Source organism: Tritonibacter litoralis (assembly GCF_009496005.1).
GTDB lineage: Bacteria > Pseudomonadota > Alphaproteobacteria > Rhodobacterales > Rhodobacteraceae > Epibacterium > Epibacterium litoralis.
On record NZ_WIBF01000014.1, the window covers coordinates 39660 to 53950 of the forward strand.

At 58.0% G+C, this 14291-nt stretch carries 11 protein-coding genes; 7 read left to right on the plus strand and 4 right to left on the minus strand.

Annotated elements, in window-relative coordinates; genetic code table 11:
• Both GFB49_RS17935 and GFB49_RS17940 read right to left on the minus strand, forming a co-directional pair.
• The gene (locus GFB49_RS17935) at positions 1-1647 is read right to left on the minus strand and encodes an acyl-CoA synthetase (protein WP_153217317.1); all 1647 of its coding nucleotides are present in this window, start codon (positions 1645-1647) and stop codon (positions 1-3) included.
• A 5-nt stretch (positions 1648-1652) separates the two neighbouring features.
• On the minus strand, positions 1653-2468 hold the full coding sequence (locus GFB49_RS17940) for an enoyl-CoA hydratase (protein ID WP_153217318.1): 816 nt from the start codon (positions 2466-2468) through the stop codon (positions 1653-1655).
• A 224-nt stretch (positions 2469-2692) separates the two neighbouring features.
• On the opposite strand from GFB49_RS17940, the gene pdxR reads away from it, so the two are divergent.
• From pdxR to GFB49_RS17970, 6 genes are all read left to right on the plus strand, one after another.
• A complete protein-coding gene (gene pdxR, locus GFB49_RS17945) occupies positions 2693-4162 on the plus strand; it encodes a MocR-like pyridoxine biosynthesis transcription factor PdxR (protein ID WP_153217319.1) in 1470 nt (489 codons plus the stop codon).
• Positions 4163-4315: 153 nt separating this feature from the next.
• Complete coding sequence (locus tag GFB49_RS17950) at positions 4316-7120, plus strand: molybdopterin oxidoreductase family protein (RefSeq protein ID WP_153217320.1); 2805 nt, start codon at positions 4316-4318, stop codon at positions 7118-7120.
• A 130-nt stretch (positions 7121-7250) separates the two neighbouring features.
• Positions 7251-8006, plus strand: coding sequence for a 4Fe-4S dicluster domain-containing protein (locus GFB49_RS17955; RefSeq protein ID WP_153217321.1), 756 nt, complete (start codon positions 7251-7253; stop codon positions 8004-8006).
• Positions 8006-8893: a dimethyl sulfoxide reductase anchor subunit family protein gene (locus GFB49_RS17960; RefSeq protein ID WP_153217322.1), complete on the plus strand. Its 888-nt coding sequence runs from the start codon at positions 8006-8008 to the stop codon at positions 8891-8893. The genes GFB49_RS17955 and GFB49_RS17960 overlap by 1 nt, the downstream gene beginning before the upstream one ends.
• Positions 8894-8976: 83 nt before the next feature.
• Positions 8977-9429 carry a carboxymuconolactone decarboxylase family protein gene (locus GFB49_RS17965; protein WP_153217323.1) on the plus strand — a complete coding sequence of 151 codons (453 nt, stop codon included), beginning with the start codon at positions 8977-8979 and terminating at the stop codon, positions 9427-9429.
• Between the two features lie 11 nt (positions 9430-9440).
• Entirely contained in the window at positions 9441-10337 is an 897-nt protein-coding gene (locus tag GFB49_RS17970; protein ID WP_153217324.1) for a sigma-70 family RNA polymerase sigma factor, read from the plus strand.
• Positions 10338-10439: 102 nt separating this feature from the next.
• On the opposite strand, the gene dapA is transcribed toward GFB49_RS17970, so the two are convergent.
• Positions 10440-11312 carry a 4-hydroxy-tetrahydrodipicolinate synthase gene (gene dapA / locus GFB49_RS17975; RefSeq protein WP_153217325.1) on the minus strand — a complete coding sequence of 291 codons (873 nt, stop codon included), beginning with the start codon at positions 11310-11312 and terminating at the stop codon, positions 10440-10442.
• A gap of 152 nt (positions 11313-11464) precedes the next feature.
• Here dapA and GFB49_RS17980 point away from each other — a divergent pair, with 152 nt between their 5' ends.
• Positions 11465-13444 (plus strand): lytic transglycosylase domain-containing protein, encoded by a 1980-nt coding sequence (locus GFB49_RS17980; protein WP_153217326.1) that lies wholly within the window; start codon positions 11465-11467, stop codon positions 13442-13444.
• Here the strand turns inward: GFB49_RS17980 and GFB49_RS17985 are convergent.
• Positions 13418-14284 (minus strand): DMT family transporter, encoded by an 867-nt coding sequence (locus tag GFB49_RS17985; RefSeq protein ID WP_153217327.1) that lies wholly within the window; start codon positions 14282-14284, stop codon positions 13418-13420. The two genes, GFB49_RS17980 and GFB49_RS17985, sit on opposite strands and share 27 nt — an antisense overlap.
• Positions 14285-14291 lie beyond the last annotated feature (7 nt).

Here is a 14291-nt window from a genome sequence, read left to right on the forward strand (position 1 = left end):
CTAATCTCCTAGGTTTTCCAAATCCGGAGCCTCGGCCTTTGCCAGATCCCGCAGCAGATGTTTCAGGATTTTACCGGTCGATGTCTTGGGTAACATGCCCTGCACCACCAGTTTAGGCCGCATATAGCCCGCCAGTTTGCTGCGACAGTGTTCAATCACATCATCCTGGGTCAGTTCTGCACCTGGTTTCAGCTCGACAAAGGCACAGGGCACCTCGCCCCATTTATCATCAGGACGCGCCACAACGGCCGCAAAGGCCACAGCCTCCATTTCAACAATCACGTTTTCCACCTCAATCGACGAGATATTCTCACCGCCTGAAATAATGATATCCTTGGCCCTGTCCCTGATTTCCACATAGCCATCTGGATGCTGCACCGCGAGGTCGCCAGACCAGAACCAGCCGTCCTTGAACGCTTTTGCCGTCTGTTCAGGCGATTTCAGATATCCTTTCATGATGATATTACCGCGAAAGACGATTTCTCCTTGGGTCTGGCCATCCCGCGGCACCGCCTTTCCGGTTTCCGGATCTAACACCTGCACGTCTTCCTGCAACTCATAGGGCACGCCTTGGCGGGCTTTTTTACGAGCGCGGTCCGCAACCGGCAACGCATCCCACTCCGGTTTCCAAGCGCAGACAACGGCCGGCCCATAGACCTCAGTCAGCCCATAGACATGGGTGATGTGAAACCCTTTGCCCTCAATCCCCGCGATCACGCTGGCCGGCGGCGGCGCTGCTGCTGTCATGAATTCGACAGTATGGTCGAAGGCGCGCGTCTCTTCTGACGTGGCGTCGGAAATCAACGACATAATGATCGGCGCGCCGCACATATGGGTGACTTTATGGTCCGCGATTGCGTCAAAAATCGGCTTGGCCCTTGGCGCTCGCAGGAACACATGGGTTCCGGCCAACAGGGTGATCGTCCAAGGGAAACACCAGCCGTTGCAGTGAAACATCGGCAGAGTCCACAAATAGACCGGAAAATGCGGCATCGCCCAGGTGATCGTATTATTGACCGCATTGATATAGGCACCGCGATGGGAATAAACGACGCCTTTGGGTCGGCCTGTGGTGCCGGAGGTATAGTTCAGCGACAGCGTGTCCCATTCGTCCTGCGGCGGGGAAAATTCAAACTGTGGATCCCCCTCTGCCAGCAGGTCTTCATATTCGACCGATCCAATTCGTTCGCCCGGCGTGGTTGGGTCACAAATGTCGATGACCAAGGGAGGGCTGTCAAGCTGAGCCACGGCATCCTTGGCAATGCCGGACAATTCGGTATCAACCAGCAGCGCCTTGGCGTCACCATGCTCCAAGATGTAAGCAATGGTGCCTGCATCCAGACGCGTGTTATTAGCATTCAGAACGGCACCGATCATTGGCACGCCCAAGGCACATTCCAATGCTTCTGGGATGTTCGGCGCCAGAAGCGCGACAGTATCTCCTTTGCCGATCCCACGTTGCGCTAAAGCTGAAGCCAACCGACGGCATCGCGCGTCGACTTCTCCCCATGTGCGACGCAGCTCTCCATAGATTACCGCCGTGCGCTCTGGATGCACCAATGCCGTACGGCTGAGGGTGGAAACCGGCGACAGCGCCACATGGTTGGCGGCGTTTTTTGCCAACTCTGAACCTTCGTAAATCGACATAACCCTTACTCCCCTTTCCAGCCCGGCATTGGCTGTTTGCTGACAAAGGCCCCTATTCCGGCCTCTGCATCCTGCGCCATCATGTTTTCCGCCATTGTCTGACCGGCAAACGCATAGGCGGCCGCCAGCTCCATTTCTGCCTGCGCATAAAACGCACGCTTCCCCAGCTTCACGGCAACCGGGGATTTGCCCACAATGGCCGCAGCCATCTCCTGGGCAGAGACCGCCACCTGATCCTGCGGCACAACCCGGTTCACCAATCCCATAGACAGTGCACGATCTGCAGAGATGAACTCCCCCAAAAGAAGCATTTCCATTGCCGCCTTTCGCGACACCACACGGCTCAGCGCAACCATTGGGGTCGAGCAGAACAGACCGATATTGACGCCTGAGGTGGCAAATTTTGCGTTATCGGCCGCTACTGCCAGATCACAAGTGGCCACCAGCTGGCAGCCCGCAGCAGTAGCAATGCCCGTGACCTCAGCAATCACCGGCTGTGGCAAATTCACCATCGACATCATCATCTTGGAACAGGTCGCAAACAGCGTGTTAAAGTACTGATGCCCGCCGTCCGGATCCTGACGCCGCGCTGTCATCTCTTTCAGATTGTGACCAGCACAGAAGTGATCGCCTGCCCCCCGCAGGATCACCGCTTTGACATCTCGGTTTTCAGCCAAGGCATCCCACGTCCCTTGAAGCGCGTCCAACATATCCTCAGACAGGGCATTAATCGTTTTGGGGCGGTTCAAAGTAACTGTCGCCACACCATTGTGAACCTCCAGCAAGACCGGCGGATCCTGCTGCATGTCAGCGTCTTTCATTGATTTTCCTCCAGTGGGTCTCCCAGCCCGCGCCCAGTTAAGAACAACCGAAACGAGATTTCAATTTGGAAGACGCCAGCCGGTAGTTCTACTGCGCGTTTTCAGTATATGGCCAATACACTCCGGTTAAATCTGCCACTTGCCAGTTTCCACGGACCACACTTATATCCAGATCTCAAGGAAATAAGTCCAAAATCCTCAACCGAACCCCACAAAGGCCTGCCATGGCAATCGCGCTTGATACATTCTTTCTGAAACCCGATGCGACCGGATCCTTGCAAGCGCAGGTTCAGGAACTGGTGGCCGAAGGCATCTTATCGGGACGGTTCAAACAGGGTGAAAAACTGCCCTCGTCGCGCAAACTGGCACAGCACCTTGGAGTGAGCCGTATCACCGTGACGCTGGCTTTCACCGAATTGGTCGCCAACGACTATTTGTCTTCGCGGGGGCGGTCTGGGTATTTCGTCTCGGACTCTGCGCCGGTGCCGCCGGCCTATACGCCGCGGCCAACCCGCGGACCGGTCAAGGATTGGGGCCAGGCCATTGCACGGGACTTTACCGGCGGAGACACGCCCCGCCGCCCGCAGAACTGGCGTGAGTATCAATATACTTTTATCTACGGGCAGGCCGATCCCTCGCTGTTTGATCACACCAATTGGCGTCAATGTGCGCTGCGCGCGCTGGGGGCGCGGGATTTTGCGGCGCTGGCCAATGATCAATATGACAATGACGATCCGCTGTTAGTGGAATACATTGCCCGCCATTCTTTGCCACGCCGTGGAGTAATCGCCCGTCCCGAGGAGATCCTGATCACCATGGGCGCACAGAACGCCTTGTGGCTGACGGCGCAGGTACTCTTGTCATCCGGCCGCAAGGCAACCGTGGAAGACCCGACCTATTACACCCTGCGCGATCAGCTGATGCGCACCGGCTGCGACCTGAATATGGTCCCGATTGACCAAGACGGGCTGCCCCCCGATCGCATCTCAGCCAACACAGATGTGATCTTTGTCACTCCAAGCCACCACAGCCCCACAACGGTCAACATGCCCCACGGGCGTCGTCAGGCATTGTTGGAGCGTGCGGAGCAGATCGATGCCGTCGTGGTCGAAGATGACTATGAGTTTGAGATGTCCTTTTTGCGCGCACCGGCCCCTGCGCTCAAATCCTTGGACAGCGAAGGGCGTGTGATCTATGTGGGCTCGTTTTCCAAATCTCTGTTTCCCGGTCTGCGGCTTGGGTATCTAGTTGGACCGGAACCCTTTATCCGCCAGGCCCGTGCCCTGCGCGCCAGTGTCTTGCGCCACCCGCCCGGTCATATTCAACGCACTGTCGCTTACTTCCTGTCCCTTGGCCATTATGACGCCCAGATCCGCCGCATTGCCCAAGTGCTGCATGACAGACGCACAGAGCTGGATGCGGCCATCGCCACAAATGGTCTGACGATCGCAGGCGGCGGACTATATGGCGGATCTGCCTTGTGGATGCAGGCCCCGGAACAGGTGGACATGGCCCAGGTTGCAGCAGATTTGCTTCCCAAAAGCGTTTTGATCGAACCGGGCGCGCCGTTCTTTGCACCTGAAAACCGGCGCCACAATTTCTATCGGATCGGCTATTCCTCGATTGAATCCAATCGGATTGGCCCCGGAATGGCCTTGCTGGCCGAGGTCCTGAACCAGCGCGCGCAGCAATAATACCTGTCCTTGGTGTCGCTTGCGAACAACAAATGTCGCTTTTGGCCAATGATTTCGCGACATGTTCCCACTAACCTCACTTAAGTTGGAAAAAATTTCCGGACCCGGGCGAAATTCCAAAACCGGAGTGTGAACAACAGCGGGATCAGCCAGATGACATCGAGCCAACCCTTTGTGGATCTCTCTCCCAAAGTCTCGGACGAAATCCGCAAGACCACCTGTTACATGTGCGCCTGCCGCTGTGGCATCAACGTGCATATGAAAGACGGCAAGGTCGCCTATATCGAGGGCAATCGCGATCATCCGGTGAACAAGGGTATTCTGTGCGCCAAAGGGTCAGCTGGCATTATGCAGCACAATGCGCCCTCACGCTTGCGGGCTCCCCTGAAACGGGTTGGGCCACGTGGCTCGGGCGAGTTTGAGGAAATCTCCTGGGACGAAGCACTGGAGATGGCCGCCGGATGGCTGGAGCCAATCCGTAAATCCGCACCTGAAAAGCTCGTGTTTTTCACCGGGCGTGACCAGTCGCAAAGTTTCACCAGCTTTTGGGCACAATCCTTTGGCACGCCAAATTATGCCGCCCACGGTGGTTTCTGCTCGGTCAATATGGCGGCTGCCGGGATCTATACCATGGGCGGGGCCTTCTGGGAGTTTGGCCAGCCCGATTGGGACCATACCAAGCTGTTTATGTTGTTTGGCGTGGCCGAAGATCATGACAGTAACCCAATCAAAGCAGGTCTCGGCAAAATCAAATCCCGCGGCGCCCATGTCATCGCCGTCAATCCAATCCGCACTGGCTACAACGCTGTTGCGGATGATTGGATTGGTATCACACCCGGCACAGACGGGCTGTTCATCCTGTCCCTGATCCATGTGCTGATGGCGGCGGGCAAAATTGATCTGGACTACCTTGCCCGCTATACCAACGCGCCGTTTCTGGTGAACCAATCCGAAGGCACCGATCAATCCGGTCTGTTTCTGCGTGACCCCGAAGGACGCCCTTTGGTGGTGGACCGGCGCACCGGCAAGCTTGCCCCCTTTGACGAACCCGGTGTGGAACCCGATCTGGCGGCCAGCTTTGACTGGGAAGGCGTGACCCACCGCCCCGTGTTTCATTTGATGGCAGACCGGTATCTGGACCCCGCTTACGCGCCAGAGACGGTCGCGAACCACTGCGGCATTCCCGCCACGCGCATTCGCGCCATTGCGGCCGAAATTGCCCGCGTGGCCTTTGACGAAGCCATTGAGATCAAACAAGAGTGGACAGATTTCCGCGGCGTCCAGCACAAGACCATGACGGGGCGACCGGTGTCCTTTCACGCGATGCGCGGCATTTCGGCCCATGCCAACGGCTTTCAGACCTGTCGCGCCCTCCATGTTTTGCAGATCCTTTTGGGCACGGTTGAAACCCCCGGCGGTTTTCGCTTCAAACCACCCTACCCAAAACCGCTGGAGGCGCATCCCACCCCGCATTGCAAATCCAAGGCGGACTGCCCCTTGGACGGGCCGCATCTGGGCTTTGTCCACAGCCCTGATGATCTGGCCCTCAAGGACGACGGCAGCCCCGCGCGCATAGACAAGGCCTTTACCTGGGAAAACCCAATGTCGGCCCATGGGCTGATGCATATGGTGATCTCAAACGCCCATGCAGGTGATCCGTATAAGATCGACACGCTGTTTCTCTATATGGCGAATATGGCCTGGAACTCGTCGATGAACACCCAATCGGTGATGGAGATGCTGACGGATCAGGACGCCGCAGGCAATTACGTGATCCCGCATATTATCTACTCGGACGCCTATTCCTCGGAAATGGTGGCCTATGCGGATCTGATCCTGCCCGACACCACCTATCTGGAACGTCACGATTGCATCTCTTTGTTGGATCGCCCCATCTGCGAAGCCGACGCCGCCGCCGATGCTATCCGCTGGCCGGTGGTGGAACCGGACCGCGATGTGCGCGGTTTTCAAACCGTTCTAGTACAATTGGCCAACAGGCTGAAACTGCCCGGCTTTTTGGATAACACAGGCGCGCCAAAGTATCAGGATTATGCGGACTATATTGTGAACCACGAACGCCGCCTGGGTATCGGCCCCCTGTCAGGCTTTCGCGGACCACAGGGCAACCAAACCGGACGTGGCACGCCAAACTCGGACCAGCTGAACCGCTATATCGAAAACGGTGGTTTCCACATCTCTCATATCCCGCAAGAGGCACTGTATTACAAACCGTGGAACCGCGCCTATCAGGACTGGGCTGTGGACATGGGGCTGTTTGACAAACCCGCGCCATATGTCTTCCAACTTTATGTCGAGCCGATGCGCCGGTTCCAACTGGCCGCCGAAGGCTTTGGCACACCTCAACCACCCAACCACCTGCGCGCGCAGCTGAAAACCGCAATGGACCCGCTGCCGGTTTGCCATGCGCCCGCCCCTGACAGATACCCGATCCATGCGCTGACCCAACGCCCGATGGCCATGTATCATTCCTGGGGCACCCAGAACGCCTGGCTGCGTCAGATCCACGGGCACAACCCGCTTTATGTTCCGACCAAACTGATGCGCACGCATGAATTATGCGACGGCGACTGGGTGCGCGTCACATCCCACAGCGGCAGCATTACGATCCCGGTTCTGGAAATGGCCGCGCTGAATGAACACACCGTCTGGACCTGGAATGCTATCGGCAAACGCCAGGGGGCCTGGGCCCTCACCCCAGACGCGCCCGAGGCCACCCGGGGGGTCCTTCTGAACCATCTGATCCACGAACTCTTGCCGCCAAAAGGTGACGGACTCAGGTGGAGCAACTCTGATCCGGTGACCGGCCAGGCGGCCTGGTTTGACCTGAAAGTGCGCATTGAAAAGGTGGACCCACCAGAGCGCAGCACACCCGAATTCCCGCCCCTCATCTCCCCCGTAGGCCAGGGCCCCAAAGCGCTCAAATGGAAAATTGGTTAATGATCCAGCCTGAGCTTTCATCTTTTCCCAAATACTCCTGGGGTGAATTGAGCCGCAGGCTCAAGCGGGGGCTGGCCCCCGTCTCTCCACATGCCTGCACCACCGCCCCGATAAAAGGTGCACAAACCCCATGACCACACTCCCAGCCAAATCCCAGAAAAAGCTCGGTCTGGTCATCGACCTCGACATCTGCGTCGGATGCCATGCCTGTGTGATTGCCTGCAAGGGCTGGAATACCGAAAACTATGGGGCGCCACTTTCCGACCAAGATCCCTATGGCGCGGATCCATCCGGCACTTTTCTAAACCGGGTCCATTCCTATGAGATCCAGCCAGATCAAGGCGACGCGCAGCTGGTTCATTTCCCCAAGTCCTGCCTCCACTGCGAAGACGCGCCCTGTGTCACTGTCTGCCCAACCGGTGCCAGCTACAAGCGGGACAAAGATGGCATTGTTCTGGTCAACGAAGACCACTGCATCGGCTGCGGCCTCTGTGCCTGGTCCTGCCCTTACGGCGCCCGTGAACTTGATCTGGCCGCAGGGGTGATGAAGAAATGTACCTTATGTGTCGATCGGATCTACAATGAAAATCTTCCGCAGGAAGATCAAATACCTGCCTGCGTCAGAACCTGCCCCGCTGGCGCACGTCATTTTGGTGACCTGGGCGATGCAACATCCGACGTCTCGCAATTGGTGGCGGACCGGGGCGGCGTAGATTTGATGCCCGAGATGGGCACAAAACCCGTCAACAAATACCTGCCACCTCGACCCAAGGACCAAACCACAACAGCGCCATCCCCTGCGCTTGATCAACCCCATACCACGCCCCAGGGGTTTATGGCCTGGCTGGACCGAGCGCTTGATCAATTGCCAGGGGGAGCCAAGTAATGCATCCCGCCCCTTCTGTCATTGTATTCACCACTTTGTCCGGTCTTGGCTTTGGCCTGTTGGCGTTTCTTGGCCTTGGCCTGCCAGCGGTCACTGGCTGGGTGGCCTTTGTGTTCTATGGCCTGGCCTTTGGCCTGGCGGTTGGTGGTCTTGTCGCCTCAACCTTTCACCTGGGCCAACCCAAACGCGCCTGGCGCGCCTTTAGCCAGTGGCGCAGCAGTTGGCTCAGCTGTGAAGGCTGCGCGGCGGTGGCAGCGCTGAGTGTTATGGGGATCTTTGCCATTGGCGCGGTGTTTTTTCGCAGCCATTGGCAGGTCTTGGGCGCATTGGGGGCGGCGTTGTCACTGGCAACTGTTTTCACCACCTCGATGATTTACACCCAGCTGAAAACCGTGCCGCGCTGGCACGCGCCGCTGACGCCTGCGCTGTTCCTCAGCTATTGTGCAACCGGCGGTGCGCTGTTGGCGGGGCAGATCACCGTGGCGCAGATCCTGCTGCCTCTGGCCGCTTTGATCCAGCTTTTCAGTTGGCTGCAGGGGGATCAGGCCTTTGCCTCCTCTGGCACTACGCTGGCCACGGCAACACGTCTGGGTGGCAACGGGCATGTGCGCGCGTTTGAACCGCCACATACCGGCAGCAACTACCTGCTGCGTGAGTTTGTCTTTGTCGTGGGCCGCAAACACGCGCTGAAGCTGCGCGTGATCGGCTTTGCACTGGCTTTTGTGCTGCCTTTTGCGTTGATTGTTGTGCCCGTGGACAGCACCGTGCTTAAACATCTGTTTGCGGGGCTTGCGGTCCTTGTGCACGCGGCAGGTGTGGTCACCACCCGGTGGCTGTTCTTTGCCGAGGCAGAGCATGTGGTCGGGCTTTATTACGGGAAACGATAATTTTAAAAAAAACGTAGGGGCGATGTCACAAACTGGCAGGCTGTCTCGTCTTTGTTCCAGACACACCAAAAAAGGAGACTGTTATGTCCCAACGTCTGGATCACTTTGCCATCGCACCGGAACTTTTTGGCCCGATGCTGTCACAGGAAGATGTGCTGAAAACCGCAGGTCTGGAACACAGCCTAGTGGAATTGGTGAAACTGCGCGCCTCACAAATCAATGGTTGTGCGTTTTGCATCCACATGCACACTCATGACGCCCGCGCTCATGGTGAGACCGAAGACCGGATGCATCTGCTGAACGCCTGGCGTGAATCCTCGCTTTATTCCCCACGTGAACGCGCCGCATTGGGCTGGACCGAGGCCTTGACCCGCCTGGCAGATACAGGCGCGCCGGATGCGGATTATGCCGCCATTGCAGAAGAGTTTACCGAGCGCGAACAAATCGCCTTGAGCCTGCTGATCGCCGCGATCAACAGTTGGAACCGCATTGCAGTTGGCTTCCGCACGCCCCATCCTGTGGCCAGCAGCAGCTGATCGAGGCCAAAATGACATCGCCCCAGTCCAGCGACAACGTCACGGACCAAACAACGGACGCGTTTGTAACAGCGCGTCCCCAATTGTTTGCCATCGCCTATCGCATGCTTGGCAGTGTCAGCGATGCCGAAGACATCTTGCAAGATGTCTTTGAACGTTGGCTTGGCGTTGAACAGGGCGACGTTAAAGCCCCAACCGGATACCTTGTACGGATCACCACACGCGCCTGCCTTGATGAGCTGAAGTCGGCCCGACGCCGACGCGAGACCTATCCGGGCGAATGGCTGCCCGAACCAATCTGGATGGAGGATCCGGTTGGCGCGGACCACAGCGTCTCGGTTGCGCTGTTATGCGCGATGGAGCGCCTGTCGCCATTGGAACGCGCGGCGTTTTTGCTGCATGATGTGTTTGACGCCGATTATGAAGAGATCGCCACAGCCTTGAACCGTAGCCCCGAGGCCTGTCGCCAGCTGGCTTCGCGTGGGCGCAAACATATTCAATCCAACCGTCCAAGGTTTGCCGCCCCGGATGCAGAAGCCCAAGCGCTAACCGAAGCGTTTTTTGTAGCCTCCAAATCAGGTGATACCGAAGCTCTGACAAAGCTGTTGGCGCAAGAGGCCGTCTTGGTCTCGGACGGCGGTGGGAAGGCGGCGGCGGCAATCAACCCGATATTGGGCCAAGACCGGGTGATCCGCCTGTGCACCGGCCTGGCACGCAAGGCCAATTACACCATCCCGCACACCTGGCGATATGGCGTGTTAAACGGCCAGCCAGGGATCCTGAGCCTGGAACGGGACGGGATACTGCAAGCGACGTTGCTGACGGTTCAAGACGGCCAGATCACCCGGATCGACGTGGTCAGAAACCCAGAAAAGACCCGCCATTTGGAATGCCATCTGCCGATGTAGTTTTTCGACGGGGTCTCTAGTCCCCCATCGATGATCCCCGCATAAAAAAGCCCCACCGGTTGCCACGGTGGGGCCTTTTCAAATTCAAATTGCGTGACGCGATTACAGCAGACCCGCATGTGCCATTGCGGCGTCAATGGCGGCTTTGGTGCTGTCTTCCAGACCAGTCAGCGGTGAGCGGACTTCCTCGGAACACAGGCCCAACTTCGCGAGCGCATATTTTGCCCCCACCAGACCCGGCTCGATAAAGATCGCTTCGTGCAGCGGCATCAGGCGGTCCTGATAGTCCAGCGCGGTTTTGTAATCGCCTGCCAAAGTTGCCGCCTGGAACTCGGCACACAGTTTTGGTGCGACATTCGCAGTGACCGAGATGCAGCCAACCCCGCCGTGGGCGTTAAAGCCCAGCGCAGTTGCGTCTTCACCTGACAGCTGAACAAAGTCCGGCCCGCAGGTTCCACGCTGTTGGCTAACACGTGCCAGATCGCCAGTTGCGTCCTTGACCCCAACAATGCGCGGCAGTTTGGCCAGCTCACCCATGGTCTCAGGTGTCATATCCACGACCGAGCGTCCCGGAATATTGTAGATCACAATCGGAATATCCGCACAGTCGTGCAGCGCTGTGAAATGCGCGACCATCCCACGTTGGGTCGGCTTGTTGTAATAGGGCGTCACAACCAGTGCGGCATCGGCACCAACCTTGGCAGAGAACTCAACAAAGCGGATGGCTTCAACGGTGTTGTTGGACCCAGCGCCCGCAATGACCGGAACGCGGCCTGCGGCAGCCTTGACCACTTCGGCCACAACAGTTTCGTGTTCTTCGTGGCTCAGCGTTGGGCTTTCACCGGTGGTGCCAACGGGAACCAAACCGGTTGACCCTTCGCCGATCTGCCATTCGACCAAGTGTTTGAGCGCGTCCAGATCCAATTCACCGTTGCGAAACGGGGTGACGAGGGCTGGCATAGAGCCTTTGAACATGGTGCACGCTCCCTTACTTGCGAGTGTATCTTAATTTAGTCGGCGAGAATTCGCCCTGATGTCGTCCGAATGCTTCTGTTTCGCACGGATTTGATTTGATACCTGCGACCCAGAAACTATCGTCACAGGCTCTATCCCCGAGTCGCTGGAAAATGCAAGTGAAGACACACACACTCCGCCGGATCGCAGCCATTTCGGCCCTCGTTTTTGGTCTGACACTGCCACAGTCTGGGTTTGCCAAAGGGCTGGGTGATGCCATGGCCGCCGCCCAGTCCCAGGATTGGGACACCGCCCGGCGCGAGGCCGGTCGCCAGGATCCGCTGGCGCAGGATTTGGTGGAATGGCACCGCCTGCGCGCGGGCGAAGGGAGCGCGTCCGAGGTGATGCGCTTTTTGGAACGGCGCAGCGATTGGCCGGGGCTGGCGCTGTTGCGTCGTCGCAGTGAAGCGCAGATTGCCGCCTCTAACACACGCGCCATCTTGCAATTCTTTGGCCAAGCCGACCCGCAGACGGGTGCAGGTGCCCTGGCTTATGGCAATGCTTTGCGTGCCAGCGGGCGCCAAGGCGAAGGCAAAGCTGTCCTTTTGAAAGCCTGGCAAACCATGGCCATGCCCGAATCGGTGCATCAGGCCTTTTTGAGCCAGCACAAGACCCTGCTCAAAGATCACCATGCAGCGCGCACTGATGCGTTGTTGTGGGAGGGGCATACCCAAAGCGCAGGCCGTATGTTGCCCTTGCTGAGCGATGCGCAGCGCGCCTTGGCCACAGCGCGGATTGCCTTGCAAGAGGTCGAACCGGGTGTTGATGCCAAGATTGAGGCGGTGCCCGAACGGCTGCGCGCATCACCGGGTCTGTCTTATGACCGATTTGCCTGGCGCGATGGCAAACGCCGCCAAGCGGATGCCATTGATCTGATGCTCACCCAAAGCACCAGCGCCAAGGCATTGGGAGAACCCGCAAAATGGCTGCGCAGACGGCGTGACTTTGCGCGCCAAGAGATGCGGGACAAGAATTATGAACGTGCCTACCAACTGGCGGCCTTCCATTTCAGCACGCCCGAGGATGGGTATGGCTATGCCGATTGTGAATGGATTGCGGGCTATGTCGCGCTGCGGTTCCTCAAGGATCCGGAACTGGCCGCCTTCCACTTTGAGCGTTTTATGGAAGCGGTCGAAACCCCCATTTCCATCGGCCGCGGCGGCTATTGGCTGGGACGGGCTTACACGGCTTTGGGTGAAGCTGAGAAAGCCCATGCCGCCTTTGACCAAGGCGCGCAGTTCCAGACGTCGTTCTATGGGCTTCTGGCCGCCGAAGCCTTGGGCCGTCCCTTTGATCCAGATCTGGCCAAGCCACAGGTCACGGGATCCTGGCGTGACGCAGCCTTTATGCAATCGTCTGTCGCGCAAGCAGGGATTGCCCTGTTGGAAGCCGGTGAATTGACCCTGGCCGAACGGTTTTTGACACATCTGGTGGAGAGCCTGCCGGCAGATCAGGCCGCCTTGGTCGGGCAGATGGCCGTGGACCTAAAGGAGCCGCATCTGGCAGTCATGGTTTCAAAACGCGCCGCGCGCCAGGGTATCGAGCTGAAGAACGCCTATTTCCCCCTGCACCCGGTGGCCGGACGCGATCTGCCGATGGCGGAAGAGATGACATTGGCAATCTCACGCCGCGAAAGCGAATTTGACCCATCCGTCATCAGCCACGCAGGCGCGCGCGGGTTGATGCAGCTGATGCCTGCAACCGCCAATCTGGTGGCCGGTGAGCTGGGCATCCAGGACAAACACCGCACCGCCCGCCTGACCCAGGAATGGCGCTATAACGCTCAGCTTGGTGCGCAATATCTGGTCGGGCTTGCGGATGAGTTTAACGGCAATGTCATCATGATGGCCGCAGGTTACAACGCAGGCCCTCACCGCCCACAGGCCTGGATGGAACGCTATGGCGATCCCCGTGACGGTAATCCCGATATTGTTGACTGGATCGAGCATATTCCGTTTAACGAGACCCGCAATTACGTGATGCGGGTCACCGAAAGCCTGCCGGTCTATCGCGCGCGTCTGGGCAAGCCCCCCTTGCCCATCGCGTTTTCCAAAGAGCTTGCGGGTTCAACCCTTGAGGCGTTCGCGCCATAGGGTAAACAGCCCCGCACCCACGACAATCGCTGTGCCGATCATCACATTGGTGCGCAGTGTTTCCTCAAACACAAACACACCGATGATCGCCGCAAACACCAGCTGTAAATAGGCAAAGGGCTGCACTGTGCTGGCCTCTGCCGCCTCATAGCATTTGATCAGACACCAATGACCGCAGCCGCCAAACACGGTCAACAACGCCATCCAAACGTAATCCGTGCGGGTCATGATTTCCCAGTTCCACAGGCCAAAGGGGGTCATAAACAACATCCCCATCACGCCCACATAAAAGAACGAGGTATCCGGGCTGTCATATCGCGCCACATATCGCGTCAAAAGGCCGTACAAGGCGAACATCAATGCGCCGACGACAGCCACCAGCGCCGCCGGTTGGAACACACCAAATCCGGGCTCCAAGATAACAATCACCCCCAGAAACCCAATACCAATAGCGCTCCATCGCCGCCAGCCGACGCTCTCTCCCAAGATCGGCCCCGACAGCGCGGCAATCAGCAGCGGATAACAGGCAAAGACCGCATGGCTTTCGAGCAGCCCCAACAGCGTGAACGCATAGACAAAGACGCAGATCTCTGTCGCCAGCAGCAGGCCGCGAAAGATTTGCAGCCCCAAACGCTGGCTTTGCATCGTTTTCCGGACACCGCCCGACTTGCGCGCCGCCAGTGTCAGGACAAAGACCGCCAGAAACCAATAGCGGATCGTTACAACCATCCAGACGTTATATTCCGACGCCAAATGGCGGGAAATCCCATCCTGAACCGCAAAAATCGCGGTGGTCAAAATCATTAAGGTAATACCACGGCGTGGGTCATTCTGGGCCATTTCTTAT

Excerpts from the sequence above, each read along its gene's own strand:
- GFB49_RS17935 (WP_153217317.1), bottom strand. The coding sequence starts at position 1,647 with ATGTCGATTTACGAAGGTTCAGAGTTGGCAAAAAACGCCGCCAACCAT.
- GFB49_RS17940 (WP_153217318.1), bottom strand. The coding sequence starts at position 2,468 with ATGAAAGACGCTGACATGCAGCAGGATCCGCCGGTCTTGCTGGAGGTT.
- pdxR (WP_153217319.1), top strand. The coding sequence starts at position 2,693 with ATGGCAATCGCGCTTGATACATTCTTTCTGAAACCCGATGCGACCGGA.
- GFB49_RS17950 (WP_153217320.1), top strand. The coding sequence starts at position 4,316 with ATGACATCGAGCCAACCCTTTGTGGATCTCTCTCCCAAAGTCTCGGAC.
- GFB49_RS17955 (WP_153217321.1), top strand. The coding sequence starts at position 7,251 with ATGACCACACTCCCAGCCAAATCCCAGAAAAAGCTCGGTCTGGTCATC.
- GFB49_RS17960 (WP_153217322.1), top strand. The coding sequence starts at position 8,006 with ATGCATCCCGCCCCTTCTGTCATTGTATTCACCACTTTGTCCGGTCTT.
- GFB49_RS17965 (WP_153217323.1), top strand. The coding sequence starts at position 8,977 with ATGTCCCAACGTCTGGATCACTTTGCCATCGCACCGGAACTTTTTGGC.
- GFB49_RS17970 (WP_153217324.1), top strand. The coding sequence starts at position 9,441 with ATGACATCGCCCCAGTCCAGCGACAACGTCACGGACCAAACAACGGAC.
- dapA (WP_153217325.1), bottom strand. The coding sequence starts at position 11,312 with ATGTTCAAAGGCTCTATGCCAGCCCTCGTCACCCCGTTTCGCAACGGT.
- GFB49_RS17980 (WP_153217326.1), top strand. The coding sequence starts at position 11,465 with ATGCAAGTGAAGACACACACACTCCGCCGGATCGCAGCCATTTCGGCC.
- GFB49_RS17985 (WP_153217327.1), bottom strand. The coding sequence starts at position 14,284 with ATGGCCCAGAATGACCCACGCCGTGGTATTACCTTAATGATTTTGACC.